Here is a 25,603-nt window from a genome sequence, read left to right as displayed (position 1 = left end):
AAACATCACTTGGATGGCGCGCCAGCCAGCACCCAACCCACTACCGAGCGGATATCCGCATCGCTCATCGATTGGTGCGCCGGCATCGGAATCATGCCCCACACGCCCGAGCCGCCGTCCTTCACTTTGCGCGCCAACTTCGCCGGCGCCTGCACATCGCCCTTGTACTTTGCCGCGATCTGCTGGAACGACGGGCCGACCAGTTTGCGGTCCACCGCGTGGCACCCCATGCAGGCATTCGAACTCGCAACGACCTGACCGCGCGGCGCATCGGCCGCACTTGCCGAAGAGGCAAAAGCACCCGCCAACGCGCTAACCGTCAACATCGCTGCAACGAAAGCAACGCGCTGCTTCATGGCGTCGTTGCCTTCGGATTACCCGGATGCACCGACGTCGAATTGCTGACAGGCGCCGGCGCCTGCTGATCGAGCGGACGCGCACTCACCGATGAATCGGGAATCGCACCAACGGTCGGCGCACTCGCGTCAGGCTGCGACGCGGCTGCCGGTGCGCTCGCCGCTGCTGCAGCCGCCGCCACAGCTTCCTGCGGCTGAATGTACTGGAACACCTTCACGACCTGCGTCACACCCGGCACGCGGCTCGCGACGTCGGCGCCGCGATTGCCTTCGTCCATCGTGACAAGACCCATCAGATACAGCGAGCCGCGCTCGGCCACGACCTTGAAGTTGTTCGCCGAGATGTTCTTCTCGGCGATCAGCGCAGTCTTCACGCGCGTTTCCAGATACGTATCATTGGTGCGCGACGAGAACGAACTCGCCGGCATGATCGCCAGTTCGTTGACGATCGTGTTGACGTTGTTCAAGCCACGTACGATGGTCTCCGCGCGCTGCTTCGACACATCCCCCGCCACTTCGCCAGTCAGCAGCACGCGGCGGTTGAACACCGTCACGTTCACGTGCGCGTTGTCGGGCAAATTCTGGCTGATCTGCGACATCGCCTTCACCTGCAACTCGCGATCCTCGGTCTGCGCGCCAAGCGTGCGCCGGTCGGTCGCCACCAGCGCGCCGCCGCCCGCCGCGCCGGCAACGGCCAGAAAGCAACCCTGCAACGTCGCGGACAGTCCCGCCGCGAACCCGACCACCAGCACGGTTCTCACCAGTGTCTTCTTGACGCGGAATACGCTCATCAACTAGCTCTCCTTCGGAATCAATCTCAGTCTTCGCCCAGCAACATGGCATCGATGCCGTCGCACAGACAATGGATGGTCAGCAAATGCACTTCCTGAATGCGCGCAGTGCGATCGGATGGCACGCAAATGTGGATATCGGTATCGCTCAGTACGTCCTGCATGCGGCCGCCGCCCTTGCCGGTCAGCGCGACCACGATCATTTCGCGCTCGTGCGCGGCCTCGATCGCGGCCAGCACATTGGCGGAATTGCCGGACGTGGTGATCGCCAGCAGCACGTCGCCGGGCTGGCCAAGGGCCCACACCTGCTTCGAAAAAATCTGCTCGAACGAGTAGTCGTTGGCGATGGCGGTGAGCACGGACGTATCGGTGGTCAGCGCGATCGCCGGCAAGCCCGGGCGCTCACGCTCGAAGCGGCCGATCAGTTCGGCGGCGAAATGTTGCGCGTCGGCCGCCGAGCCGCCGTTGCCGCACGCAAGAATGCGACTGCCGTTGGCAAGCGCGGCGAACATCGTGTCGATCGCAGCGGCGATCGGCATCGACAGGGTTTCGAGGGCTTCGAGTTTGACTGCCGCGCTGTCGCGGAAGTGTTGTTGAATGCGTTCGACTGACATCGAGTCTCTGTTTTCTACCGCGAATGGACCGCAATGCGCGGTCGTGTTGTGAAGTCGTATTGCGAAGTCGTACCGCTCCGATGGACCCTGCCGGCAACGCGGAACGCAAGTGCAAAATCGTCGCGAAATACGCAGCTTCCTCGCTGCTTTCTATCTGCCGGCGGCGTCCACGAGGCCCGCACGCGAGCGCAAGTTTATCGCACTCACGGACGTTCTCCGCGCACTACGTCAGACTTCGTCGGCACGAAATGCATCGCGCAGCCACACTAGCCGGCCCGCTTCGAACGCAATCACGTCGAAACGGCACGCGGGCTCATCGTGCGAATGCCTGCTGCGGATGGCCAGATAGTGCCGCGCGGCACGCACGATGCGCTGCTTCTTTTGCCACCCAACGCTCGCTGCCGCGCCGCCGTAGCGTAGCTGCGCACGCGCGCGAACTTCGACGAACACCAGTGCGTCATCACGGTCGCGCATCACCAGATCGATCTCACCGCCTCGGCACAGCACATTGCGCGCGACGAAGCGCAAACGCTGCCGCTGCAAAAACTCCATCGCACGCGCCTCGAAAGCCGCGCCGACGAGTTTGGACCCGGTTGGTCTCGAAAAGTTGTGCGGGTGGTTTGGGTGGCACAATGGCGGCCTCGTTCTGTCTGTCTGCGTCTTCTGCCTCATGACTCCTCTCTCCGAACTCGCGCAAGGGCAGCAGTACCCTGCCGCCGCGCTGTATGTGGTGGCCACGCCGATTGGCAACATCGCCGACGTCACGCTGCGCGCGTTGCATGTACTCGGGCTGGTGGATCGCATCGCCGCCGAAGACACCCGCAATACAGGCCAACTACTCGCGCGCTACGGCATCTCGAAACCGCTCGTCGCGGTTCATCAGCACAACGAGCGGGCCGCGGCGCTGCGCCTGATCGAACATCTGCAAGCGGGCGAACGCGTGGCCTATGTGTCCGATGCGGGCACGCCCGGCATTTCGGACCCCGGCGCGAAACTCGTCGACGCGGTGCGCGAAGCCGGCTTCGCGGTCATTCCCCTGCCCGGCGCAAGCGCGCTCGCAACCGCCTTGAGCGTGGCCGGCGACTGGGTTGCGACGTTCTCGTTCCTCGGCTTCCTGCCGCCGAAGGCAAAAGCACGCGCCGCGGCACTGCAACCGCTCGCGAGCCATCCTCACGCGATGGTGTTCTACGAAGCGCCGCACCGGATCGTCGAAACAGTGCAGGCGTTGGCCGACGCATTCGGCGGCGAGCGCAAACTCCTGATCGCACGGGAATTGACGAAGTTACATGAAGCGCTGTATTGCGGCACCCTGGCCGAAGGGCCAACGTGGCTCGCCGCCGATCCGAACCGGCAGCGCGGTGAGTTCGTGGTGGTGGTGGAAGGCGCGCAGCCAGAAGCCGCAGGCGAACACGATCACGACGCGTTGCTGGGCATCCTGCTGGAAGAATTGACGGTGAGCAGCGCGGCAAAGATCGCGGCGACCCTCACCGGAGCGTCGCGCAATGCGCTCTACGCGCGCGCGTTGGTGTTGAAGAAAGACGAGGAATAAAGCGGACGAGAAAAAGAAAAGGGCCAAAAGAAAAGGGCCGCGCGATGCAGCCCTTTATCTTTCGGCAAACACGGCATGCGTTGCCGCCGTGCAGCCCGGTACCCCGAACGCGCTTACGGCACGCTCGCGGCCACTACATTACTTCTCTGCGCCCGAACCCGAATTGGACGCCAGCGTTTCGTTCAGCTCTGCGCGTGCTTCCTGCCGCGTCAACCCTTCGATCTTGACCCGCGCCGTACCGGCATGGCGCATGTCGAGCGCGGTAGCGGCGGCCATCGAGAGGTCGATCACCCGGCCACGCGCATACGGGCCGCGGTCGTTGATTCGTACGACGACCGAGCGCGAGGTAGCCGGATTGGTCACGCGAACATACGAGCCGAGCGGCAACGTACGATGCGCCGCGGTCAGCGCGTGCATGTCGTAACGTTCACCGTTCGCGGTACGGCGGCCATGGAAGCCGCGGCCGTACCACGAAGCGCGGCCGGTCTGCTGAAAGTCCGAAATGCCCGAACTATCGTCCGCCAGGGGCTTGGCATCGGCCAGCGATGAGCCCTTGGCGGCTGCATCGGATGCCGGCGCACTACCAAAAGCTTGCGGGCCGAAGGAACCTGCCTGCGCATTCTTCGTGCCGAGCGGAACGCCGCTTGCAGACGTGTTGCTCGCGCCCGGAGGCGTGGCACAGCCGGCCAGCACAAAAAAGGCAAAAAGAGTCCCCAGACCACGGGATAACCGAGTTTTCATAAGACGTGCAATCAAATTGTCGAGCCGCATCACGCGAAAAGTTGAGCGTGTTGCCTGCGACTCCGGCGGCAAGGGACGACAACGCGCCGCGCAGAAAAGCGCAGTACGTCAAAGCCCGGATGCGGCTCACCCAGCCGCTACCGCACGGTTAATTTTCACGTCTGGCGCAACCTGTCCCCGGCAGCCTGACCAGACCCCACATGCCGCCATCGAACGTGGCAAACACGTTCTTGTGCGCGAAACTCAGCGCACAGGAACAGCGGCGTAGGCCCCACCCAGCGTCACGGCATTTAAGTCCGTTGCAGGCGCGCGGCGCCTGGCTGGGTAAGACGTGTGCATCGAATGCATCGATACCTGATGGCCGCCCAAAACTGCGACAGCCCATACTTGAGTGGCAATCCGCGTGCCCATTTTTGATGGGGACGCATCGCCTTGTGGCATACACAATTCCTTGTGCATGGAGGCCATTATACCCAAAAGAAAAATTTGAGATGACAAGCGACTGAAAACCTTGAAGAATTTTCATTCCTGCTGCAAAAATGGGCAGTCAAAAGCCCGCTGCAGCACGGTCTCAGCGCCCTCGGCGAGGGTCGGCGAGACGCCGGTACAATCAACGTTTCTCCAGCGGCGCCGTCACCCATGAAAGTCACCTTGATCCCTGTCACGCCGTTTCAGCAGAACAGCTCGCTGCTCGTTTGCGAGGCGACCGGACGCGCGGCTGTCGTCGATCCGGGCGGCGATCTGGATGTCATCCAGGGCGAAATCGCGCGCCAGAACGTGACGGTCGAAAAAGTCTTCCTCACGCATGGCCACATCGATCACTGCGCCTGCGCGAAGACGCTCGCCACGCATTACGGCGTGCCGATCGAGGGCCCGCATCCCGACGAAAGTTTCTGGCTCGACAAGCTGCCGGATCAAAGCACGCGCTTTGGCTTTCCCGCTGCGGAGGCATTCGAACCGGACCGTTGGCTGCAAGACGGCGAGACCGTGCAATTCGGCGACGAAACCCTCGAGGTCTATCACTGTCCCGGCCACACGCCGGGCCACGTGGTGTTCTTCAGCCGCGCGCACCGGCTCGCGCTGGTGGGCGACGTGCTGTTCGCCGGCTCGATCGGCCGCACGGATTTTCCGCGCGGCAATCACGCCGACCTGGTCCGCGCGATCCGCGAAAAACTCTGGCCGCTCGGCGACGACGTCACCTTTGTTCCGGGCCACGGCCCCACCTCCACGTTCGGCGCCGAGCGCCGCTCCAATCCGTATGTGGCCGACGGAGTCAAAGCATGAGCAGCGAAATCTATGTGAGCACCGATGTCGAAGCGGACGGTCCGATTCCCGGTCCGCATTCGATGCTCAGTTTCGCCTCCGCCGCGTACACGGAAGACAAGCAGCTGATCGCCACCTTCTCGGCGAATCTCAACCTGCTCGAGGGCGCCACGCCGCATCCGGTCCAGGAAGCATGGTGGAAGACGCAGCCGGAAGCCTGGGAGGCCTGCCGCAAGGATTTGCAGGATCCGCAGGCCGCGCTGACGGCCTACGTCGAATGGGTCGAGGCATTGCCGGGCAAGCCGGTGTTCGTGGCGATGCCGGCCGGTTTCGACTTCACCTATATGTTCTGGTACATGATGCGGTTCGTCGGCCGCTGCCCGTTTTCGTGGTCGGCGCTCGACATCAAGACGCTTGCCTTCGCACTGACCGGCCTGCCGTACCGCAAGAACATCAAGCCGCGCTTCCCGAAACACTGGTTCGACGAACATCCGCATACGCATGTCGCGCTGGACGACGCGATCGAGCAAGGCGCGCTCTTCTGCAACATGCTCAAGGATCTGCGCGCGGTCCAGGCGGCCACGCTGGCGGCCAGTCAAGATGGGGACGGCTCAGGACAAAACGCCGCTGAGGAACCGGCAAATTAGGGAATCTCCCTCGTCGAAGCCGTTTTACATTGCGTTTCGTTTTCGAGCCCTCTACCATGCGTTGATAAGGCGACGCCAACGGAGGCGCAGTTGACACTCGATACGTTCTCTCAAAAAATCCTGCGCCTGTTGCAGCTCGACGCACGCCGGTCCGTGCAAGAGATTTCCGACCAGGTCGGCCTGTCGAGCACCCCATGCTGGCGCCGTATCAAGGATATGGAGCAATCGGGGGTGATCCAGCGCTACACGGCATTGCTGGATCGCGAAAAGCTGGGGTTGCACGTCTGCGCACTCGCGCATATCCATCTCACGCGCCACACCGAGGGTGGGGTCGAACAGTTCGAGCGGGAAATCGCCACCTGCCCGGAGGTCACTGAGTGCTACAGCACGACCGGCGAATCCGACTACATCCTCAAGATCGTCGCGCCGGACATCAAGGCGTACGACAGCTTTCTCCACGAACGCATCTTCAAGATTCCTGCCGTTGCGCAGGTGCGAACGAGCGTCGTGCTGCGCGAAATCAAATTCGATACGCAGTTGCCGCTGTGAACCTGTGAGGCGGCGGCTCGCGGTCCGGGCGGATCGGCGCGCGTGACGCCGCTCAGGTAGCGCTGTGCGGTTCCGCGTCCTTGATGCGGGCGATCGCTTCCCCGGGGCCGGCTTCCGTCGGGACGGTGCTTTCGGCCGGTCGCGTGTCCAAGCCTTGCATCACGTCCAGCTTGCGGGCACCCAGCCTACGCCTGAGCGCCTCCAGATCGACACGATCAAGAGATGACGGATCGCTCTGGGCCGTGCGTGAGCCCGCTGTCGGCAAAACCACTTCCACATCGAGCCCGGTGCTCAAGTAATGCATATTCACCGACGCGGCCTTCATGCCACCCGCGGCGAATGCCGCGTTGACTTCAGCGACAACCCGCTCCCGTGTAGGCAGATTGACGGGCGGGCGCGCAACCGCGTCGTTCTCCGGGTCGACGTGGATCAGCGCGTCGAGCACGCGGTTGTCGGCCAGCACGCGCAAGCGCGCCGATTCGGCGATGTAGTGCCCTTCCGATACCGAGATCAGCGGGTCGACCAGAATGTGCGCGTCGACAAGCGCGAAGTCGCCCATCTTGCGGGTGCGCATTTCATGCACGTCGCGCACGCCCGGCGTCGCCAGCAACAGCGCGCGCATGTCGGCGGAGGCGGCTTCGTCGAGCGCGCGGTCGGAAAGATCTTGCAGCGCGTCCCAGCCGAACATCCAGCCCATGCGCGCCACCATAAAGCCGACAATCGCCGCGGCGATCGGATCGAGCAGGCGCACGCCCGCGAGACTCCCGACAATACCGAGCGCGACCACCAATGACGAAGCGGCGTCAGAACGAGCGTGCCATGCGTTCGCAATCAACATGGCAGAACGCACGCGTTGCGCTTCGCGCAGCATGTAGCGGAACAGGCTTTCTTTGAAAATCAGCACCAGCACCGCGACCACGAGCGCGCTCATATGCACGGCGGGGATGCTTTGCAAATCGGCGAGACGCGTCCCGGCACGCCACAACATACCGACGCCGACCACAATCAGCAGCGCACCCAAAAACAATGACGCAACCGTTTCATAGCGGCTGTGCCCGTAATTGTGATCCGCGTCGGGCTTGGCGCCGCTGTGCCGATTAGCGATTAGCACGACAAAATCGGAAATCAGATCGGCTAGCGAATGGATACCGTCGGCGACCAGTGCCTGCGAATGCGCGAACACCCCGACGACGATTTGCAACGCCATCAGCACCGTATTGAGCGCAATACTGACAAAGGTAGTTTTGCGCGCAACGCGATGTTTCTCGGCGGACTGGACAGCGGCGGTGGAAGGCATCTCTGAAACGGCATGAAAAGTTCAATGCCTGCATTCTACCCGGCGCATCTCGACATGCGCAGGAGAATCCATAAAAAATCCTTTTAAATCAGTTGCCTATCTAAACGAAAAGCATTCGCGTTCCGTTTCATGGAGTGCGTGTGGCAAAACGTCACCGCAATTCGCGGAGGCAATAAAAAAACCGCGCCCTTGACGGTACGCGGTTTTTTTCTGGCATCAGCGCGGACTGCAAGCGCCGCTGATTGACCGTATTGGTATTACTTCTGGATCAGAAACTTTTCGCGATCCAGACCTGCGATCCAGCGCGGCGGCTTGCCGCGGCCCGACCACGTGCTGCCGCTATCCGGGTCACGATACTTGGGCGCGACGCCTGCACGCGGACGACCGGCTTTAGCCGCCTTGGCACCACGGCCACCACCGAGTTCAGTCAGCGAAATGCCGTAATCGGTCATTTTCTGCTTGATCTCATTCAACACTTCTGCGTATTCGCGCGACTTTGCTTCTTCGATCTGCTTTTCGAGCTTCTCGCGCTGGGCGAGTAGTTCCTTGTAGGAAGACATAGGTTCCCTTGTGGTTTGGATAAATGACTGCCAGTCTTAAGCCAGCTTGCCCTTTGAAGTGATCATGCCTCGGAATTTGATGGCGAGATTAACACAAAATAGAAAGACTACAAAAGCACCGCTGTAAAATTAATCTCAATTCGTTTCAAAAAATTTCACCCGAACGTGATGTTAAGCGAACCCTTTCAAATAGCTAATTTTCGCATTTTGCTGAAAAGCACCGCCACCTATCAGTAATTGTTGATTTAACTATCAAAAAATGAAATTTAAGATAAAAAAATCGTCTCAACATTTCATGCCATGAAAGCTTTAACATGAAACGTCGGAACATATTGCGACGCTCACGCAGCATCGTTATTACCGGAATGAGTGTTTTCCCGAAACAGCAATGAAGACTTAATCAGCATGGCGCTGGATGCAATCTTCTAGCGCAGCATGCAAGGTTTCGGTATTGCGTTTGGCGTCATCGAAAGCGAAACGGGTGCGCACACCGTCTAGTTTCAGATCAGCGCCATATCGATCCACGCCGAGCAGTTGAATGCCCCTGGCATTCGCGGCATGCCCGGCGAAGCGCTGGATCAGCGCGTTTTCTTCATCGAAGCCGAGTGGCGGCAGTGGGTCGAGTTCAGCGCCGCCGAGCCAGCCCATTGCGCCGAAGCCACCGATGTAGCGCAGGCATTCAAGACTCATTACCCAGAACGTGAAATCACCGAGGGCCAGGTACCGTTCCGCATCCGCGTGGTAGCGCAGATAGCGCTGCACGATTTCGGGGGTCGAGTCGACCGGTTCGAACGTGCCAAGCAAGGTGACGCGCTGGCCGCTCAGCACATCGCCGTCGGGTGCGTCGACAACCAGAAAGCCGGCGCGCGGATCGGCATGCAGGTTGTGCGTATGCTCGGCGAGCCGGCTAACAAGGATCGTCGGGCGGTGCTGCGGGTCCGGTGCGAACGGCAGCACCGAAGGATAAGGAAATCCTTCCGGCTGACGCGCATGAGTCGCGAGCGTACCGATAGCGGCGCTATGCAGCAAATGCAGCGGAGCGTGAGCGGGAATGTTCAAGTGCGCGGCCCTCGATGGATAAGTAGTGGATCGATCCGCTTCAAGCATAAGACAGCGCGCTTCGTTAGAATCGGAAATTCGCTTTCAGCGCGCTTTCTCGCGCGTCCCTCCACGAGATTTCAGTGTCCGACCGCTCCTCCGAATTCGCCCGCCTCCCCGCCGCTCATCGCGATCTCTCTGACACCGCGCGGCAGCGCGCCCGGGTCGCGACGATGGCGGTGTTCTTCATCGCCGGCATGATGTACGCGTCGTGGGGGGTGCATGTGCCGACCGTGCGCGACCGCTTCCATCTGAACCCGGCGCTGCTCTCGTTCGCCCTGTTGGCCGTGGCCGGCGGCTCGATCGGCGCCATGGCGGCGACTGCCTCGTGGATCGCGCGGGTCGGCACGCGCCGCGCCTGCCTGACCGGCGGTCTCGTGATGGCGGTGTGCGCGGCGCTGATCCTGATCGTTCCGGCTTACTGGATGTTGCTGATCGTGCTGGCCATCTTCGGTGCCGGCATGGCCACTCTCGACGTCGCGATGAACGCGGAAGCCAGCGCTGTGGAGAAGGCGCTCGGCAAACCGATCATGTCGTCGCTGCACGGCATGTTCAGCCTGGGCGGGATGTTCGGCGCGGCAGTGGGCGGCGCCTTGTTGTCGCGCGGCATGGCGCCCGCTGTGCATCTCGCGCTGGCGGCGGCCGTCAGCGCGCTGGTGCTGATCGCGGCCTGCCCTTCCGTCCTGCCCCACGTGCCGCACGCCGATCATCCCGACGCCGCCACGCCACGCGCCAACCGCTGGCGCTCGCCAGCCTTGTGGGCGCTCGGCGCGATGGCGCTGGTCGCGCTGATCGCGGAAGGCGCGATGTACGACTGGGCCACCGTGTACATGCGCGACGTCGTGCTCTCCACGCCGGCCCTGGCGAGCGCCGCCTACGCGGCGTTTTCGGGCGGCATGGCAGCGGCGCGTTTCGCCGGCGACGCCGTGCGCGCCCGCTTCGGCGCACCGCAACTCGTGATGGCGAGCGCGTCGCTTGCCTGCGCGGGGATGGTCGGCGCGCTGCTGTTGCCGAATCCGGTGGCCGCGCTGATTGGCTTCACGCTGATGGGTCTCGGACTCGCGAACATGATGCCGGTGCTGTTCGCGGCAGCGGCGAGCGTCAAAGGTATTCACGCGGCCGAAGGACTCGCGCATGTGGCCGGGCTCGCGTACTTCGGGCTGTTGTTCGGGCCGGTGATCATTGGCGCGGTGACGCAGGTGACCAGTTTGCCGATCGGGTTGTCCGTGGTGGCCGTGTGTTCGGCGCTGATCGCGATCGCGGGCCCGAAGGTGCTACGGCGTTTGAAGATTTAACGCAGACGCGCACTGCTGTTGCATCGACGGACGTTACGCCATATGAAAACCCGCGGCCTTACGTTACGTTACGCGGGCCCTGCACGCAGATGTGTTCCCCGCCACATCGGCGGCATCAGCACCTTCCCCATCTCACAAGAACGCCCCCAACCTGTTGATTTGTATGAATTTAATCTGCGCGCAGGTCGTACAATCACAAATGGCATAGGTCTTGCAGTTAGCTCCCCAGCAATTTTCAGATTACGGGGGAGCAGACCATGAATCGCAATTTCAAAATGTCGGCGATCGCCATGTGCGTGACGTCGATGATCTTTCTGACCGGATGCGGAAGCACGTTGGTCAAGCCTACCGTCCCGAGCGGGGCGGGTAGTGGTGCCGGCGGCGGTGCGGGCGTCGGCGTCGGTGGTGGCTCGGGAAGCGGTTCGGGTTCCGGCTCGGGAAGCGGAGGCGGAACGCCTACGCCTACGCCTACGCCTACGCCTACGCCTACGCCTACGCCTACGCCTACGCCTACGCCTACGCCCACGCCTACGCCCACGCCCACGCCGACGCCGACGCCAACACCGACGCCGACGCCGACGCCGACGCCGACGCCGACGCCGACGCCAACACCGACGCCGACGCCAACACCGACGCCGACTCCGACTCCAACACCGACTCCGACGCCAACACCGACGCCAACACCCACGCCGACACCGACGCCGACGCCCACACCGACACCGACACCGACGCCATCCAGCGCCAACCCGATCGGCGTGGTCGTCCAGAACACCGGCAATGTAGTTACCGCCACCGGCCAAACCGTCTCCGCGATCGGCAGCCAGATCGGTCTCACGCCGATCCCCGGCGCGAACCCGGCCACCACGACCGCGCTTGGCAACGTCGTCTCGAATCTCGGCGCCGGCGTCACAGCGGTCGGCACAGGCGCGGTGAACGGCCTCGGCCAGCTCGGCAATTCCACGGACCCGCTCGGCACGACGCTGGCGAGCAGCGGCAACCTGGTTTATGACGCAGGCCAGCCCGTCAACAGCGCAGGCCAGCTCGTGACGAGTCTCGGCAGCGGCCCCACCGCGCCGCTCAGCCCGCTGACCACGCCGCTCGGCAGCACGGTCTCGACGCTCGGCAACGCCATCAGCGGCCTCGGCACGCAACTCGGCTCGCAGTTGACGAACGGCCCGATCCAGCAAGTGACGCAAACCGTCAGCACCGCGATCACGCCGATCACCACCACGCTGGCGCAGACGACCCAAACCGTGGGCGATACGACCGGCCTCGGTGCTCCGCTAAACGGTCTGCTGTCGACCATCGGTCATGGCCTCGACACCGCGGGCAGCCAGGTCAGCAGCGCGACCAACAACCCGATTGGCCAGAATCTCGGCAATGTCGTGACCAAGCTCGGCGACACCGTCACGTCCGCCGGCGGCCTGCTGACCGCGGGCGGCTCGAGCAGCGGCAACCCGCTAGGCGGCCTCACCGGCATTCTGAATCCGGGTGGCAGCGGCGGCGCTTCGGGCAACCCACTTCAGCCGTTGACCAGCATTCTCATCGCGTTGCCCGGCACCTTGAGTGGCGGCCTGACGGGTGGCAGCGGCTCGGGTAGTCCGCTTGCGCCGTTGACCAACGTCCTAAGTACGGTAACCGGCAGTCTCGGTGGCGTCTCCGGCGCTTCGGGCAGCCCGCTTGCACCGCTGACCGGCGTGGTGAACTCGCTCACCAGCGCATTGAGCGGCACGACGGGCGGCGGCAGCGGTAACCCGCTCGCCCCGGTGACGGCAGCGGTGTCGTCGCTGACAGGCGCACTCGGGGCGGCGGCGGGTTCGGGCGGCACTGGCAGCTCCGGCGGCACAAGCAATCCGCTTGCACCGATCACGGGTCTACTGAACACCGTCACCGGCGCATTGACCGGTACGGCGGGCTCGGCCGGCGGAACTACGGGCGGCGGCTTGCTCGGCGGTTTGGGCGGTCTGACGACGAAGAAGTGACGAATACGAATAACGACAGTAAATAATGGCGCGATAAAAACAAGCGTCAAAGGGGGGCGGCGAGCCGGGTCAACCGGCTCGCCGTTTTTTTATCGTCGCGACAGGTAGGGGTTCCGTCACAGTTCGTGATACGTAACGTAATCCCGCGAGAAGTCGTTACGCTGCAGAAAATTGGTAAACGTCATCGTCACCGATGCATCGAGTCCTTCGACGTAATGCCACCAGCCGATCGGCAAAAACAGCAATTCGCCGGGTTCGAGCGTGCATTCCATCAAATGCGCATTGCGCATCGACGGAAAGCGTTCGTAGTCGATCGCACCGCCGTCCACCTGCGAATAGCAATGCAGCATGTTCGCCATATGCGGCGTATCGGACAGCGGAACCAGCTTGATCAGTTTGCGGCCGATCACCTGCGCCATAAAATTATTGGTCAGATCATGGTGAAACGGCGTCTTCGTCCCAGCCGGTCCCATCCAGAAGAAACCGGTGTCGGGCGATCCGGCATCGAGATATTCGCCAATGGCCGGCACATCGGACCATAACGCCTCAAGGGCCGCGCGATTATGCGAGGTGTTATTTGCGGTCATGTAGAAATCGTTGGTCGGGCCGCCGCGCTCGACGAGATCGACATAATCGGCAAAGCGCATCATGCGCTTGAGCTTCGGCTGATTGATTTCGTAATTCGCATCCGACTCGCGCCCGAACTGCACTTCGACTTCACACTCCCCGCAACGCTCGCGAAAGTAGTCGAAACGCCACTGCGTGCGCGCCGGCCAGAAATCGAAAGCACCGGTGATGATGACCGGCCGGTTCTGAAAGTAGTACTGCTCAAAGAACTCGTCACGCGACAAACGTTCGCGCCTTTCGATCACCCCGCTTCCAGCGCGCATCCGATTGAGCGTGCTGTACACCGACAATATCCATTCGCGCTTGCGCAAACGATTGCGCAAGCGCACGGCACCCTCGAAGTAAGGACTCGCGAGCGCTGCCTCGATTTCGCGCGCGGCTTCGGCCGGGTCGAAACCATGTCCGACCAGTGCGCCGTGCATGGCGGGCGGCGGTGCGTCGAGCAGCAGATTCTCGGCAATCCAGCGGCGCCAGCCGTTATCGATCGAACGGATCTCAGTGGTCACGGCATTCTCCCAATCAATGTTCTCAAACCTGTCAGCCTCGCACGCGGATGCCCAAAAGAAAAGGCACGCAAGCCTTGCGGCGCGCGTGCCTTTTAACTGCTTGACCGAAGACAACCAAAGCTGTCTTCGGTCATGCGGCCTTTACATCTTCACTACGTCGAGCAGCGTCTTCTTGCCGCCCTTGTAGTTGTACAGCGAGATCACGCCGTGCTGAAGGTCACCCTTCGAGTCGAACGTGGTTTCACCGATCACACCCTTGTAGTCGGTGCCCGGCATCGCTGCCAGGATCTTCGCCGGATCGGTCGAGTTCGCACGCTTCATAGCGTCGACGATGATGTACACAGCGTCATACGTGAACGGAGCGTAGATCTGGATCGGCTGACCAAAACGCTTCTGATACTTGGCGAGGAACGCTGCGCCGCCAGCCATCTTCTCGAGCGCCATACCGGCTTCCGAGCAGACGATGTTGTCGGTTGCGTCGCCAGCCAGGTCCGACAGCTTGTCGGTACACACGCCGTCGCCTGCCAGCACCTTCGCGCGCAGGCCGAGCTGCTTGGCTTGCTTGGCGAACGGGCCGCCGGTTGCGTCCATACCGCCGTACATGATCGCGTCCGGGTTTTCGCCCTTGATCTTCGTCAGAATTGCGCGGAAGTCGACAGCCTTGTCGTTGGTCGCGTCATGCGACATCACGTTCATGCCGAGCGACTTGGCGGTCTTCTCGAATTCGTTGGCGAGACCCTGGCCATAAGCGGTCGAGTCGTCGACGATTGCGACGCTCTTCATCTTCATGGTCTTGGATGCGTAGTTAGCCAGTGCCGGACCTTGTTGCGCATCGGTTGCCACGACGCGGTACGTCGTCTTGAAGCCCTGTTGCGTGTAAGCCGGGTTCGTTGCCGACGGCGAGATCTGCACGATGCCTGCATCGCTATAGATCTTCGAAGCCGGGATCGACGTGCCCGAGTTCAAGTGGCCGACCACTGCGACGACCTTATCGTCAACCAGCTTCTGCGCGACTTGCGTAGCCGTACGCGGGTCAGCTGCGTCGTCTTGTGCGTCGAGTTGCAGCGTGATTTTCTGGCCGCCGATCGACAGGCCCTTGGCGTTGATTTCTTCAACCGCCAGGCGCGCGCCGTTTTCGTTGTCTTTACCCAGGTGAGCGATACCGCCGGTCAACGGTGCAACGTGGCCGATCTTGACGACCTCGTCCGCCACCGCGCCGGTTGCCAACGACGCAAACAACATGGCCGCAGCGCTGATCGGCAACAGCTTTTGAATCTTGATGTTCATGTAAGTCTCCAGTTTCGGTCCCAAAAACAACGTAATCGCCCTGTGCCCCCGCTTCCCTACACGTGTCGCTCAGTCCCGTGGACGACCACGCCGGTTGCATCGTTCATGCACTTGGCCAGCACGTTTACCGAACTGTTTGTGGCAGGCGGCAAACCGTACTTGCGCGCAAGTGTAGGCCATCAAATTAAATTGTGGGACTTTTTTGAGGAAGTGGGATGAACACTAATAGCGTTTATCCAACAGGTGCCGATTCCGACTGGAAGGACAGGCTGGAAAGCACCAGCCCATGCGGGTTTCCGCTAGGTGAGCCTTTCGTCTAACAGCGCAGCCTAAAGCTTTTAGCGTGTTAAACCGTTAATATTTCGAATAGGCTTTGTGCTTAAAGATAAGGCGCGTCGCAGGGAGTCGCGAGGCGCGCCCGAGTCATGCAGAATCAACGCTTGAGCGCGGCGATCCGTGCTGCCGCGGCATGCCATTCCTCTTCGAGTTGTCCCACCAGTTCCGCCGCACCGAGGCCTTCCCGACGCTTGCGGCCAAGCGGCGCGCCCTGGCCCGACCATAGAGACAGATAGTCGCCGTTATCCGCGCGGCTCGCGATTTGTCGTAGTTCCTGGGTCAAGGCGTTTTGCACCGGATAAGGCGCGACCCGATGCGCCGACTCGCTCAAACGCTGCATCAGCGGATTACGTATGCCGCGCGCATGACGGCCGGTGATGGCGCGCGTCACGGAGGTCGACGTGTCGGACATTGAACGTACGCGGGTTTTCCATGCCTGCGGTATCGCACTCTCCAGACAGGTGAGGAACGCGGTGCCCATCACCGCGGCTTGTGCGCCGAGCGCGAGCGCGGCGACGATGCCGCGTCCGTCCATGATGCCGCCGGCGGCCAGCACCGGCAGGCCGGTTGCATCGACGAGTTGCGGCACGAGCGCCATCGTGCCGACCAGCGCCTCCTCGAATGCGCCGATGAAGGTACCGCGATGCGCGCCCGCCTCCGCGCCTTGCGCGGCGACGGCATCCGCGCCCGCATCGCGCCAGGCGACGCCTTCGGCAACATGCGTCGCGGTGCCTATTACATAGAGGCCGTTTGCATGCAGGCGGGCGACATCATCCGCAGAAAGCAGTCCGAACGTGAAGCTCGCCACCGGCACGCGCAATTCGATCAGCGTGTCCAGTTGCGCGCGGAAATCCGGCGCATAGCGTTCGAGCGGCTGGCCCGGCGGCAAACCGAGGTCCGCGCGCAACGGATCGATTGCTTCCAGCGCGTGACGCACGGTGGCTTCGTCCGGCGCAGCCGGCTCCAACACAAACAGATTCACGCCGAAGGGGCGATCCGTCAGCGCGCGAATTGCCGCGACTTCGCTCGCGATCTTCTCGGGCGGCAGCGCTGCGGCCGCGAGAAAGCCGAGACCGCCGGCGTTCGATACTGCGGCGACCATGGCAGGCGTTGTCGCGCCGCCGGCCATCGGCGCCTGCACGACAGGCACCCGCAACTCGAAACGCGCCGCGAACGGCGTCACAAAACTGCCTTCATTCATGATCGATTTCCTCTCCGGCAATGCGCTCGCAACATGGACGAGCCAGGACTGCTGACTCTACCGAGCCGTGCGCGGATGGAAAAATGAATAATCGAGAATGTTTCATTCACCTTACGAGATTGTCGTGGCGCGGCGGGCGTCGTCAGGTCGCGCGTGGCCTCGCTGCAAGGCGTTTCTTTTGATGGCAAACTGACCGCCCGCCTCGGGCATTGAGGCCTCTGGCATTCATTCAGACCGACCCGCGCATCAACGCACGGGTAAATGGAGAGCAACATGAGCACGACTTCCCGCTGGATCGACATTCCCGCCGGCAACGACAGTTTCGGCGGCTATCTGGCGCTGCCCAAAGGCGGCAAGGGACCGGCCGTCATCATCATTCAGGAAATCTTCGGCGTGAACAGCCATATCCGCTCGATCGCGGATCAGTACGCGCAAGACGGCTATGTCGCGCTTGCACCGGACGTGTTCTGGCGCGTGCAGCCGCGCGTCGAATTGACCTATGACGGCGCGGATCGCGAGAAAGGCATCGAGCTGATGCAGAAGACCAACGTCGACCAGGCGGTGGCCGATATCGGCGCAGCCGCCGCGGCGCTGCGCGCAATGCCGGAAGTGACCGGCAAGATTGCGGCGATCGGCTTCTGCTTCGGCGGTCATCTCGCGTATCTGGCAGCCGCCCAAGGTTCGCTCGACGGCGCGGTTGCCTACTACGGCGGCGGCATCCAGAACAAGCTCGATCAGGCCGCGAAGATCAAAGTGCCGATGCAATTCCACTACGGTGAGCTCGACGCGCATATCCCGCTGTCGGCTGTCGGCCAGATTCAGGAACGCTTCGCCGGGCGCGCCGATGCGGAATTCAATATTTATCCGAACGCCGATCACGGCTTCAACTGCTCGGATCGCGCGTCGTATAACCAGCACGCTTCGGCGCTCGCGCATGGCCGCACGCTGACTTTCCTCGGGGAGCGGCTGTAACTCGCCGCTGTACCTCGGCGCGGTAACTCGCGGCTGAAACTTACGTCAGCAACTCGCGGCTGCAACCGACAGACCCAACACTCGATCAAGAGGGCATCTCCGTCGTGCAATCAGACTATCTTGCCCATGACGCCATCGGCCTCGCCGAGCTGGTTCGCAGCCGCGAAGCAAGCGCGCGCGAGTTGCTGGACATCGCGATCTCCCGCACCGAGGCGGTCAATCCCGCGATCAATGCGATTGTCCTGAAGGATTACGACGCGGCGCGTCAGCGTGCCTCGCGTGACGATGCGAGCAGAGCGAACGGTGCGAACCATCCGGATGGCGAGAGTGCGCAAGCGGCGCTCGCGGGCGTGCCCTATCTGATCAAGGATCTGGGCGCCGCGGTCGCCGGGTTGCGGATGACGATGGGCAGCCGCCACTATCGCCACTTCATTCCTACCGAGGACGCACCGGTCGTCGCGCTCGCGAAAGCGGCCGGCCTCAACATTTTCGCCAAGACCAGCACCTCCGAACTCGGTCAGATGCCTTATACGGAGCCCGAACTGTTCGGCGCGTGCCGCAATCCGTGGAGTCTCGACCACACGCCTGGCGGTTCGAGCGGCGGTGCGGCCGCAGCGGTCGCCGCGGGCATCGTGCCGCTCGCGCATGCATCGGACGGCGGTGGCTCGATCCGTATTCCCGCTTCATGTTGTGGACTGTTCGGCCTCAAGCCTTCCCGCGGACGCGTGCCGCGCGCAACGCCAACCGCCGCGGTCGGCGAGCTCGGTATCGATCACGCGGTATCGCGCAGCGTGCGCGACAGCGCGTTGCTGCTCGACCTGCTGGCGGGCAACGCAGACAGACCGCTCGGCGCGCCCGGCACTTTTCTCGGCGCAAGCCGCGAGCCCTGCAAGCTGCTGAACATTGGCTACGTCACCGAATCGATGCTGGCGCCCTCGCTCTCGGCCGACGCACGCGCCGCGCTCGACGACGCCGCGCAACTCGCCAGTTCGCTCGGTCACAACATCGAACCGGTGTCGCTCGGGATCGATTTCGAGGCAGTCCGCCATGCGTTCCTGATGCTCTGGTCAGTGACGGCGGAAGAAATGGTACTGAACGCCGATCGCATCTCCGGCCGCAAACCGCTGCGCGACGAGTTCGAAATCTCCACGTGGGCCATGGCGCATGTCGGCCGCAAACTCGGCGAGCGCGGCCTCCCCAGCGCGCTGGAAGAACAGCGCCGCATTACTGAACGTCTCACCGATTTGCTGAACCGCTACGACGTGCTCTTGTGTGCAACGCTCGCGGGCGCGCCGATCAAGATCGGCGAAATGCATCCTACCTCCGCGGAGCGCATGCAGATGCGCGCCGTCACGACGATACCGCTCGAACCTCTGATGAAGAAGCTGCTGACCGAGGCGTCGAACAAGGCGTTCGCATGGGCGGGATGCACGGAATTGTTCAATCTGAGCGGACAACCGGCGATGTCGGTGCCGCTTTACTGGAACGCGCGCGGGTTGCCTATCGGCGTGCAGTTCGCCACGCGCAATGGCGGTGAAGCAACGCTATTGCGCCTCGCCGCGCAACTCGAAGCGGCGCGGCCGTGGTTCGACAAACGGCCGCCGTTGATGCAGGCGCGCAGCTAGAAGAAAAGGCTTCGGCGTATCGACTCAAGCCGGTTTGCGTTGCGCATCGAGATCCGCATGCCGCTTGCCGGGAATGCACGCCACTGCGACGATCGACAACGCCAGTCCACCCATCACGTAGTAAGTCGGCGCGAGTGACGAACCCGTGATGTCGATGAGCCACGTCACGACGAAAGGCCCGAAGCCGCCGAACAGCACCACCGCGGCGTTGTACGCGAGCGATAAGCCAATCGAGCGCACGTTCGCCGGAAACAGTTCGGCGATCAACGCGCCGAACGGCCCGTAGTATCCGGACAGCGTAATCGACAGCAGCGCCTGCACGAGAATCAGTTTCGACACGCTCGGCTCCGCCGCGAGCCACGCGAACAGCGGGTAGATAATCACGAGCGTCAGGATCAGCGACCACAGCGAAAGCCCCTTGCGTCCGATCCTGTCCGACCACGCGCCCGTGAGCGGCGAGAGCACGGTCAACAGCAGATTGCCGACGATCACCGCGTAAAACGATTGCGCGCAGGGGAGCTTCAGCTGCTTGACCGCAAAGGTCGGCAGATAACTGATCAGCACGTAAATCGTCACGGTGAGCGCGATCACCGCGCCGAGTCCGCACAGCACATCGCGACTATGGCACCTGAACACTTCGCCAAGCGTCGCGCGCCGCGCCGTTTTTTGCGCATGCAGAAAGGCCTCGGAATCGGAGAGATTCCGGCGGATATAAAAGCCGATCGGCCCGATGATCAAGCCAAGAATGAACGGTACGCGCCATCCCCAGGACTTCAGCGCTTCGGGGGCAAGGCCGTGCGTGATCAACGCACCAACCACCGCACCGAGCAGAAGCGCCGCCGCCTGGCTCGCCATCTGCCAGCTGCCGTAGAAGCCGCGCTTCGAGAAGGGCGCCGCTTCGATCAGCAAAGCCGTGGAACTGCCGAATTCACCGCCGGCGGAAAAGCCCTGCAGCGAACGCCCGAGCACGATCATCAACGGCGCACCGATGCCGATCGCGGAATACGGTGGGGCAATCGCCAGCAGCAGAATGCCGAGCGTCATCAGCGCGATGACAAGCGACAGCGCCGCTTTGCGTCCCGCGCGATCCGCGTAAAGTCCGAGGACGATGCCGCCGATCGGCCGCATGACAAATGCAACGCCGAAGGTTGCGGTGGTCAGCAGCAACGACGAATAGTCGCTGTTTGCCGGAAAGAACAATTGTGCGATCACCACCGTGAGGAAACCGAACACGGTGAGGTCGTACCATTCGAGCGCATTGCCGATCACAGCCGCCGCGACGGCGCGTGTGTGGAGGCTCTTTGACGCTGGTGCCATTCGAATCTCCAGCCTGCGAAAAGTGTCGCGTGGTACGGCGTCTCAGCGTAGATGCGCGTTAGCGCGCCTTGGAAGAGTGACTAAGAAAAAGGCAGCGCTGACCGCAATCGCATGGAGTGTAAAGAGCGCGCAAGCTGTTTTCAAGCAGCAAAAAGGCGTCTGCCGTGCAGGACGGCAGACGCCTCGATGATTGAACCGTAGTCCGGCGCCGTCATGTTGCAGCGCACTTGCCGCGCCACTGAATGCGCGCGCAGCTGGAGCTTGATCAGGCCTTCTTGTTATATGCGCTGCACCAACCCGTGCTCGCGACCTGCTTGCCCGCGAACATCGGGCAGCCTGCGTAGGCGTCGGTCGGCTTGCCTTGATAGAAGCTGCAGTTGCCGCAGTCCTGGCCTGCAACGTACTTTGCGAACTTTGCCTTGTCGACTTTGGTCGCGTCGGCTTTGTAGCCGAGCGCTTGTGCGGTCGGATCGGTCTCGGCAACCTTCGGTGCGTCGGCGAAAGCCTGGCGCGACAGCGCGAAAGTGGATGCCACACCAATGCTGGTGATCAAAAACGTACGACGGGAAGATTTCATGGGGACTCACTCCATTTATATTGAACTGATCGCCGTTCTGATGACAGCGGTCCCCAAGGATAGCAACGAAGCTGTCGCGCGTGAGCGCTCAAATGGTAGAGATAAGCGAATTGGTACGACGCCGCGCTCGAATATCGAGCGCGGCATGCCGGTTGATCGCGTAGTGCAGGCGCCCGGGTGAAAACCCGGGGTGCGACGATTAGGCGCGCCCGCTCACTTCGCAGACGCGCTGCGCAATCGCCAGCGAGGCCGTGAGTCCCGGCGACTCGATACCGAACAGATTGACGAGCCCGCGCACGCCATGCGCGGCCGGACCTTGAATCACGAAATCGGCGGCGGGCTCGCCCGGGCCGGAGAGCTTGGGACGAATCCCCGCATAAGCGGGCTGCAAGGCATCGTCGGGCAGCGCGGGCCAGTAGGCGCGAATCGCCGAGTAAAAGGAATCCGCGCGATGCGGATCGACGTCGTAATTGATCGCGTCGACCCATTCGACATCGGGACCGAAGCGCGTCTGGCCACCGAGATCGATCGTCAGATGCACGCCGAGGCCAGCTTCGTTCGGCATCGGATAGATCAGCCTGCTGAACGGCGCGCGCCCCGAGATGCTGAAGTAATTGCCGCGCGCGAGGTAGAGCGGCGGCACATGGCGCGCGTCGAGGCCGCGAATCTTGCGCGCCAGCGCGTTCGCCTGCAAACCGGCGCTATTGATCACGCAGGCGGCGCTGATCGTGGCCGGCGCGCCGCCGCCCACCTTGATGATGAAGCGGCCGTTGCTCGCCTCGATCGCCTCGACTGGTGCATGGAACGCACACACCGCGCCGTCGCGCTCGGCGTCGCCCTGAATCGCCAGCATCAACTGGTGACTATCGACAATGCCGGTCTGCGGCGAGAACACGGCCTCCACACATTCGAGCGCGGGTTCGAGCGCTTGTGCCTGGTCGCCGTTGATCCGCATCAGGTCGAGCACGCCGTTGTCACGGCCCTTCGCCATGATGCTTTCAAGCTGAGGAATCTGGTTGCGCGAGGTGGCCACCAGCAGTTTGCCGCAGCGCGAATGCGGCACGTTGTGCTCGACGCAGTAGTCGTAGAGCATCTCGCGGCCGCGCACACAAAGCGCTGCTTTCAGCGAGCCGCGCGGATAGTAGATCCCCGCGTGAATCACTTCGCTATTGCGCGAACTGGTGCCTACGCCAATCGCTTCGGCCGCTTCCAGCACGATCACCTCGCGCCCGCGCGCCGCGAGAGCGCGCGCCACCGCGAGACCGATCACGCCTGCGCCGATCACTACACATTCGATTTGATCCATGTCCCTTGACGCGGCCGACTTCGCCGCGCGCTGCCTCGTTCACCCGATAACCATGAAGACAGGGTACGGCTATCGAGAACCGCACACCGCTCGCTGTCGAACGCACCTGGCCTTACGCAACCGCTTTACAAAATTGTACGACGCCGCACAGACAGAAATGCCCGCAGCGATGACTGCGGGCATTCGGTCTTGAGCAGGTCTAAAACGGTTGGGCCGGACAAGATTAGTGTACGCCGTCGACGCTCCTTGCGCCCGATTCTTCGCGCGAGCCGGGCGCCGCTTGATGGCTTGCACTAGCACCTCGTAATCAGAAACAATTGCCGAAGCATTCATCGCGTTTTCGGTATAGACGCCCGATTGGGGATCGCAAAAAATCCTTCAAAGGCGATTTTTTGGCCCCCAAAAGGGCAAAAAACCTCAAAACCCGATCGGTTTCCGTCGATTTCCGTAGTCCAGCCGGATATCGCCAGGCTCGATCCAATCGCGCCCGTCGATGCGCGCGGCGCCGAAGCCATTAAGAATCGCGCGCCGCATTTCACGGGGCGAGGCAAGCTTCAGCGCGTCGAGCGCGGCGTCGCCGAGCGTTTCGGGAAAGCGCAGACCCCAGTTATGCGCCGAGCGAATCTCGTCGTAGATCGATTGAGCGATACGGCGTGCGCCGTCATGATCCGGCGGCGGAATCTCGTACACGTTCATCCGGTTCAGGATCGGCTCAGGAATCGACCGTTCGTCATTCGCCGTTGCAATCCAGATCACATGACCGGCATTGATCGGAATCTCGGCGAATTCGTCGATGAAGGTCTGCGCCGTGTCGTGTTCGAGCAGCGCGTACAGCGCGCCGAGCGGATCGTATTGCGAATCGCCGGTGGCCTTGTCGATTTCGTCGACGGCGATCACGGGGTTCGCGTAGCTGCCGTTCACGAGCGCATCGAACACCTTGCCCGGCTTCGCGTTCTTCCACTGCGACGACGCGCCCGACAGAATCCACCCCGCCGTCAGCGAACTCATCGCCACGTATTGATAGGCGGTGCCGAGCAGCCGCGCCAACTGCTTGGCAAAGTGCGTCTTGCCGATGCCCGGATCGCCGAGCAGCAGGATCGGCATCAGTTCGAGCCGGTCTTCGGTCTCCAGGCACAAGGCGACCTGCTTGCGGATGTCGTCGAGCGGCGCTGAAAAGTTGGGCAGCGCGTCGATCAGATCGTCGATCGACGGCATCCGGTTCGGCTTGACGCAGAAGCGCATATTGCCGGTTTTCAGCATCTTTTCGTAAGTGGCGCGCAGCGCCTCGTTCGCGCCTTCACCGAGATCGTTCAGCGCGTGCTCGACCTGATCGAGGTCGTACACGCGGCTGAACGACGCCACGGCGATTTCCTGTTTGACCATTGCTGTTGTCATGGCTTACCCCGTCTGACTGGCCCTGCTGCTGCGGTACCTTGCCGGCGCCGTTCCAAGTCCAGTGTAACGACGACATATTCGTGTGCAAGCCAGCAGTCGTGCGGCCCTGCTGCTAACAACGGTCAGCTCCCGGCAACGCCCCGGGGGAAGCGCCCATGAGGATTCCCCGCCCACCTGAAATGGTGTATTGCAGAACCCGGTCCCGTTTGAAGTGTCAGAAAAGCGTTCAGCCCATCAGGCGTAAGATGGCCCTCTGACTACTCTGCCGGACGCAAAGACCGGAGACTCTTTTTATGTGGAAAACCAGTATCGCCGCCGTGTCAGCCACCGCGCTAGCCGCCGCCCTGTTCGGCACCTCGCTGTTTGCGAACGCACAAGGGTCGCCGCAACAGGTCGTGCAATGGCAATTGCAGGTCATGCGCGACGGCCAGCAGATCGATTCATTCGACGCCACGACCACCGTCGGCCAGGCGCGCACGGACACGCATCACAAGGTGGTGCAGCATAACGTCGGCTGTAAGGACCAGCCGGGCGGCAGCATCGATCTGACGCGCACGCTGACGGTCTCGCCGCTGCAGGCGGATGCAAAAGAGGTCACGCTGTCGATCGAAGCCCAGGAAACGTTCGAAGAAGACACCGCGCAGCAAACCGATACCGGTTGCAAGCTGCCGCCGCAACCGCGACAGGTAAGCGCGAGCCATCCGGGCCTTACGGTGCCGGCCGGCCAGTGGACGAGCTGGACGATCGTCGACAAGAATCCGAACCTGGTCTATCGCGTGCGTGCGAGTCTTGCGAGCAGCCCGAGCTAAGGCAACCCGGCGGCAAACCCGCGCGAATTAACGCCGGCTTAAGCAAACTTAGGCAAACTCAAGCGACTAACCGAAGCCCCAACAGAACACGTGGACAACGCGGCATGCGAAACCCAGAAGAATTGATCCGCGAGAGCGTCGCGCCCAAGGATTTCATCGCGGTGAGCTGGAATCTGCATAAGGGCCGCACGCCGCTCGGCTTTCAGGCCTGGCAGGCGATGCAGCGCTGGGTTCAGTCGACCCATGCGGACGCGTATTTTTTACAGGAAGCGATGGCGCGGCGCATGCCCTCGCCGATCCTCGCCAGTAGTTTCGGCTCGCCGATCGCCGATCCGTTGAGCGACGTCTGGCATTGTCAGGCCACCGAGATCGCACGCGCGGCCGAACTCGAAATCGCGCTTGGGCCGAACGTCTTCAAGCCGTCGTGGCGGCACGGCAATGCGATTCTGTCGCCGCATCCGCTCGATCTCGGCGGACGCTGGGATATCTCCGCGCATCGTTTCGAAAAGCGCGGACTGCTGGTGGCGCGAGCGACCTTCGGCGGTCATTCCGTGACGCTGCTGTGCGCGCATCTTGCGCTCACGCGCTCGGCGCGCTTGCGGCAGATGAGCTGGATCGCGCACTGGATCGCGAAGGAAGCACCGGAGGGCCCGCTGGTGCTGGCCGGCGATTTCAACGACTGGCGTAACGACTCCGTGCCGCTCTTCGCCGAACACGGCCTGCAGGAAGTGGCCACGCTGCTCGGCGAATCCGGCCGCACCTTCCCGGCCTTCTCCCCCGCGCTCGCGCTCGACAAGATGTTCGTGCGCGGGATGGCGCCGGTCGAATGGATCCAGCCGACGCAGGAAACCGCGTGGCTGTCCGATCATTTGCCGTATATGGCGCGGTTGCGGGTGGAGTGAA

Annotated in this window: 25 protein-coding genes and 2 pseudogenes; 12 read left to right on the top strand and 15 right to left on the bottom strand. The window is 62.4% G+C overall.

What is annotated here, in order from left to right; translation table 11 throughout:
• Window positions 1-5 precede the first annotated feature (5 nt).
• The 4 genes from B0G76_RS35255 to B0G76_RS35240 all read right to left on the bottom strand — a co-directional run bounded on the left by B0G76_RS35255 (window position 6) and on the right by B0G76_RS35240 (window position 2,433).
• A complete protein-coding gene (locus B0G76_RS35255; protein ID WP_120297387.1) occupies window positions 6-356 on the bottom strand; it encodes a c-type cytochrome in 351 nt (116 codons plus the stop codon).
• Window positions 353-1,147 (bottom strand): BON domain-containing protein, encoded by a 795-nt coding sequence (locus tag B0G76_RS35250; protein ID WP_120297386.1) that lies wholly within the window; start codon window positions 1,145-1,147, stop codon window positions 353-355. Before B0G76_RS35250 ends, B0G76_RS35255 begins: the two co-directional genes overlap by 4 nt.
• A 26-nt stretch (window positions 1,148-1,173) precedes the next feature.
• Complete coding sequence (locus B0G76_RS35245; protein WP_120297385.1) at window positions 1,174-1,761, bottom strand: phosphoheptose isomerase; 588 nt, start codon at window positions 1,759-1,761, stop codon at window positions 1,174-1,176.
• 228 nt (window positions 1,762-1,989) lie between these two features.
• Window positions 1,990-2,433, bottom strand: coding sequence for a YraN family protein (locus B0G76_RS35240; protein WP_120297384.1), 444 nt, complete (start codon window positions 2,431-2,433; stop codon window positions 1,990-1,992).
• Here B0G76_RS35240 and rsmI point away from each other — a divergent pair.
• The gene (rsmI, locus tag B0G76_RS35235) at window positions 2,432-3,310 is read left to right on the top strand and encodes a 16S rRNA (cytidine(1402)-2'-O)-methyltransferase (RefSeq protein ID WP_120297383.1); all 879 of its coding nucleotides are present in this window, start codon (window positions 2,432-2,434) and stop codon (window positions 3,308-3,310) included. The genes B0G76_RS35240 and rsmI overlap by 2 nt on opposite strands.
• Before the next feature lie 138 nt (window positions 3,311-3,448).
• On the opposite strand, the gene B0G76_RS35230 is transcribed toward rsmI, so the two are convergent.
• Window positions 3,449-4,051, bottom strand: a complete 603-nt coding sequence (locus B0G76_RS35230) for a septal ring lytic transglycosylase RlpA family protein (protein ID WP_409076774.1) — start codon at window positions 4,049-4,051, stop codon at window positions 3,449-3,451.
• Window positions 4,052-4,690: 639 nt separating this feature from the next.
• On the opposite strand from B0G76_RS35230, the gene B0G76_RS35220 reads away from it, so the two are divergent.
• The 3 genes from B0G76_RS35220 (at window position 4,691) to B0G76_RS35210 (ending at window position 6,510) form a co-directional block, all read left to right on the top strand.
• Window positions 4,691-5,335 carry an MBL fold metallo-hydrolase gene (locus B0G76_RS35220; protein WP_120297380.1) on the top strand — a complete coding sequence of 215 codons (645 nt, stop codon included), beginning with the start codon at window positions 4,691-4,693 and terminating at the stop codon, window positions 5,333-5,335.
• Window positions 5,332-5,961: an exonuclease gene (locus B0G76_RS35215; RefSeq protein ID WP_120297379.1), complete on the top strand. Its 630-nt coding sequence runs from the start codon at window positions 5,332-5,334 to the stop codon at window positions 5,959-5,961. The genes B0G76_RS35220 and B0G76_RS35215 overlap by 4 nt, the downstream gene beginning before the upstream one ends.
• A gap of 90 nt (window positions 5,962-6,051) precedes the next feature.
• Window positions 6,052-6,510: an Lrp/AsnC family transcriptional regulator gene (locus tag B0G76_RS35210; RefSeq protein WP_012431468.1), complete on the top strand. Its 459-nt coding sequence runs from the start codon at window positions 6,052-6,054 to the stop codon at window positions 6,508-6,510.
• Window positions 6,511-6,562: 52 nt separating this feature from the next.
• Here B0G76_RS35210 and B0G76_RS35205 read toward each other — a convergent pair whose 3' ends face one another.
• From B0G76_RS35205 to B0G76_RS35195, 3 genes are all read right to left on the bottom strand, one after another.
• Complete coding sequence (locus B0G76_RS35205) at window positions 6,563-7,807, bottom strand: cation diffusion facilitator family transporter (RefSeq protein ID WP_120297378.1); 1,245 nt, start codon at window positions 7,805-7,807, stop codon at window positions 6,563-6,565.
• 257 nt (window positions 7,808-8,064) lie between these two features.
• On the bottom strand, window positions 8,065-8,367 hold the full coding sequence (locus B0G76_RS35200; RefSeq protein WP_120297377.1) for an H-NS family nucleoid-associated regulatory protein: 303 nt from the start codon (window positions 8,365-8,367) through the stop codon (window positions 8,065-8,067).
• A gap of 396 nt (window positions 8,368-8,763) precedes the next feature.
• Window positions 8,764-9,426 carry a HugZ family protein gene (locus B0G76_RS35195; protein WP_120297376.1) on the bottom strand — a complete coding sequence of 221 codons (663 nt, stop codon included), beginning with the start codon at window positions 9,424-9,426 and terminating at the stop codon, window positions 8,764-8,766.
• Window positions 9,427-9,548: 122 nt separating this feature from the next.
• Here B0G76_RS35195 and B0G76_RS35190 point away from each other — a divergent pair, with 122 nt between their 5' ends.
• The 3 genes and pseudogenes from B0G76_RS35190 to B0G76_RS35180 form a co-directional block, all read left to right on the top strand.
• Window positions 9,549-10,760 carry an MFS transporter gene (locus B0G76_RS35190; RefSeq protein ID WP_120297375.1) on the top strand — a complete coding sequence of 404 codons (1,212 nt, stop codon included), beginning with the start codon at window positions 9,549-9,551 and terminating at the stop codon, window positions 10,758-10,760.
• Between the two features lie 257 nt (window positions 10,761-11,017).
• A pseudogene (locus B0G76_RS45035) lies at window positions 11,018-11,212 on the top strand (hypothetical protein); the annotation flags it as partial.
• A gap of 198 nt (window positions 11,213-11,410) precedes the next feature.
• A pseudogene (locus B0G76_RS35180) lies at window positions 11,411-12,742 on the top strand (collagen-like triple helix repeat-containing protein); the annotation flags it as partial.
• 116 nt (window positions 12,743-12,858) lie between these two features.
• Here the strand turns inward: B0G76_RS35180 and B0G76_RS35175 are convergent.
• From B0G76_RS35175 to B0G76_RS35165, 3 genes are all read right to left on the bottom strand, one after another.
• Window positions 12,859-13,875, bottom strand: coding sequence for a cupin-like domain-containing protein (locus B0G76_RS35175; RefSeq protein ID WP_120297374.1), 1,017 nt, complete (start codon window positions 13,873-13,875; stop codon window positions 12,859-12,861).
• A gap of 141 nt (window positions 13,876-14,016) precedes the next feature.
• Complete coding sequence (locus B0G76_RS35170) at window positions 14,017-15,162, bottom strand: branched-chain amino acid ABC transporter substrate-binding protein (RefSeq protein ID WP_120297373.1); 1,146 nt, start codon at window positions 15,160-15,162, stop codon at window positions 14,017-14,019.
• Window positions 15,163-15,595: 433 nt separating this feature from the next.
• Entirely contained in the window at window positions 15,596-16,699 is a 1,104-nt protein-coding gene (locus B0G76_RS35165) for a nitronate monooxygenase family protein (RefSeq protein WP_120297372.1), read from the bottom strand.
• 273 nt (window positions 16,700-16,972) lie between these two features.
• Here B0G76_RS35165 and B0G76_RS35160 point away from each other — a divergent pair, with 273 nt between their 5' ends.
• The gene (locus B0G76_RS35160) at window positions 16,973-17,671 is read left to right on the top strand and encodes a dienelactone hydrolase family protein (RefSeq protein WP_120298040.1); all 699 of its coding nucleotides are present in this window, start codon (window positions 16,973-16,975) and stop codon (window positions 17,669-17,671) included.
• Window positions 17,672-17,775: 104 nt separating this feature from the next.
• Window positions 17,776-19,296, top strand: coding sequence for an amidase (locus B0G76_RS35155; protein ID WP_120297371.1), 1,521 nt, complete (start codon window positions 17,776-17,778; stop codon window positions 19,294-19,296).
• A gap of 24 nt (window positions 19,297-19,320) precedes the next feature.
• On the opposite strand, the gene B0G76_RS35150 is transcribed toward B0G76_RS35155, so the two are convergent.
• Both B0G76_RS35150 and B0G76_RS35145 read right to left on the bottom strand, forming a co-directional pair.
• The gene (locus B0G76_RS35150; protein WP_120297370.1) at window positions 19,321-20,613 is read right to left on the bottom strand and encodes an MFS transporter; all 1,293 of its coding nucleotides are present in this window, start codon (window positions 20,611-20,613) and stop codon (window positions 19,321-19,323) included.
• Window positions 20,614-20,878: 265 nt separating this feature from the next.
• Window positions 20,879-21,190 carry a high-potential iron-sulfur protein gene (locus B0G76_RS35145; RefSeq protein WP_120297369.1) on the bottom strand — a complete coding sequence of 104 codons (312 nt, stop codon included), beginning with the start codon at window positions 21,188-21,190 and terminating at the stop codon, window positions 20,879-20,881.
• Here B0G76_RS35145 and B0G76_RS35140 point away from each other — a divergent pair.
• Entirely contained in the window at window positions 21,189-21,371 is a 183-nt protein-coding gene (locus B0G76_RS35140) for a hypothetical protein (RefSeq protein ID WP_120297368.1), read from the top strand. The genes B0G76_RS35145 and B0G76_RS35140 overlap by 2 nt on opposite strands.
• Before the next feature lie 18 nt (window positions 21,372-21,389).
• On the opposite strand, the gene B0G76_RS35135 is transcribed toward B0G76_RS35140, so the two are convergent.
• Together B0G76_RS35135 and B0G76_RS35130 are read right to left on the bottom strand one after the other, a co-directional pair.
• Window positions 21,390-22,496 (bottom strand): NAD(P)/FAD-dependent oxidoreductase, encoded by a 1,107-nt coding sequence (locus B0G76_RS35135; RefSeq protein ID WP_120297367.1) that lies wholly within the window; start codon window positions 22,494-22,496, stop codon window positions 21,390-21,392.
• A 417-nt stretch (window positions 22,497-22,913) separates the two neighbouring features.
• A complete protein-coding gene (locus tag B0G76_RS35130) occupies window positions 22,914-23,891 on the bottom strand; it encodes an AAA family ATPase (protein WP_120297366.1) in 978 nt (325 codons plus the stop codon).
• A 293-nt stretch (window positions 23,892-24,184) separates the two neighbouring features.
• On the opposite strand from B0G76_RS35130, the gene B0G76_RS35125 reads away from it, so the two are divergent.
• On the top strand, window positions 24,185-24,700 hold the full coding sequence (locus B0G76_RS35125; protein ID WP_120297365.1) for a hypothetical protein: 516 nt from the start codon (window positions 24,185-24,187) through the stop codon (window positions 24,698-24,700).
• Between the two features lie 104 nt (window positions 24,701-24,804).
• Entirely contained in the window at window positions 24,805-25,602 is a 798-nt protein-coding gene (locus B0G76_RS35120) for an endonuclease/exonuclease/phosphatase family protein (RefSeq protein ID WP_120297364.1), read from the top strand.
• The last annotated feature ends 1 nt before the right edge of the window (window position 25,603 follow it).

Origin of the sequence: Paraburkholderia sp. BL23I1N1, assembly GCF_003610295.1 — a bacterium.
Classification (GTDB): Bacteria; Pseudomonadota; Gammaproteobacteria; order Burkholderiales; family Burkholderiaceae; genus Paraburkholderia.
The sequence above is the reverse complement of the archived record's forward strand: the minus strand, read 5'-3'. Positions and strand labels throughout refer to the sequence as shown.

Bases quoted from the DNA above. Each gene is read 5' to 3' on its own strand.
- B0G76_RS35205 (WP_120297378.1), bottom strand. From the start codon at position 7,807: ATGCCTTCCACCGCCGCTGTCCAGTCCGCCGAGAAACATCGCGTTGCG.
- B0G76_RS35245 (WP_120297385.1), bottom strand. From the start codon at position 1,761: ATGTCAGTCGAACGCATTCAACAACACTTCCGCGACAGCGCGGCAGTC.
- B0G76_RS35200 (WP_120297377.1), bottom strand. From the start codon at position 8,367: ATGTCTTCCTACAAGGAACTACTCGCCCAGCGCGAGAAGCTCGAAAAG.
- rsmI (WP_120297383.1), top strand. From the start codon at position 2,432: ATGACTCCTCTCTCCGAACTCGCGCAAGGGCAGCAGTACCCTGCCGCC.
- B0G76_RS35135 (WP_120297367.1), bottom strand. From the start codon at position 22,496: ATGGATCAAATCGAATGTGTAGTGATCGGCGCAGGCGTGATCGGTCTC.
- B0G76_RS35220 (WP_120297380.1), top strand. From the start codon at position 4,691: ATGAAAGTCACCTTGATCCCTGTCACGCCGTTTCAGCAGAACAGCTCG.
- B0G76_RS35230 (WP_409076774.1), bottom strand. From the start codon at position 4,051: ATGAAAACTCGGTTATCCCGTGGTCTGGGGACTCTTTTTGCCTTTTTT.
- B0G76_RS35130 (WP_120297366.1), bottom strand. From the start codon at position 23,891: ATGACAACAGCAATGGTCAAACAGGAAATCGCCGTGGCGTCGTTCAGC.
- B0G76_RS35120 (WP_120297364.1), top strand. From the start codon at position 24,805: ATGCGAAACCCAGAAGAATTGATCCGCGAGAGCGTCGCGCCCAAGGAT.
- B0G76_RS35125 (WP_120297365.1), top strand. From the start codon at position 24,185: ATGTGGAAAACCAGTATCGCCGCCGTGTCAGCCACCGCGCTAGCCGCC.
- B0G76_RS35215 (WP_120297379.1), top strand. From the start codon at position 5,332: ATGAGCAGCGAAATCTATGTGAGCACCGATGTCGAAGCGGACGGTCCG.
- B0G76_RS35165 (WP_120297372.1), bottom strand. From the start codon at position 16,699: ATGAATGAAGGCAGTTTTGTGACGCCGTTCGCGGCGCGTTTCGAGTTG.
- B0G76_RS35140 (WP_120297368.1), top strand. From the start codon at position 21,189: ATGGGGACTCACTCCATTTATATTGAACTGATCGCCGTTCTGATGACA.
- B0G76_RS35145 (WP_120297369.1), bottom strand. From the start codon at position 21,190: ATGAAATCTTCCCGTCGTACGTTTTTGATCACCAGCATTGGTGTGGCA.
- B0G76_RS35160 (WP_120298040.1), top strand. From the start codon at position 16,973: ATGAGCACGACTTCCCGCTGGATCGACATTCCCGCCGGCAACGACAGT.
- B0G76_RS35150 (WP_120297370.1), bottom strand. From the start codon at position 20,613: ATGGCACCAGCGTCAAAGAGCCTCCACACACGCGCCGTCGCGGCGGCT.
- B0G76_RS35170 (WP_120297373.1), bottom strand. From the start codon at position 15,162: ATGAACATCAAGATTCAAAAGCTGTTGCCGATCAGCGCTGCGGCCATG.
- B0G76_RS35255 (WP_120297387.1), bottom strand. From the start codon at position 356: ATGAAGCAGCGCGTTGCTTTCGTTGCAGCGATGTTGACGGTTAGCGCG.
- B0G76_RS35240 (WP_120297384.1), bottom strand. From the start codon at position 2,433: ATGAGGCAGAAGACGCAGACAGACAGAACGAGGCCGCCATTGTGCCAC.
- B0G76_RS35250 (WP_120297386.1), bottom strand. From the start codon at position 1,147: ATGAGCGTATTCCGCGTCAAGAAGACACTGGTGAGAACCGTGCTGGTG.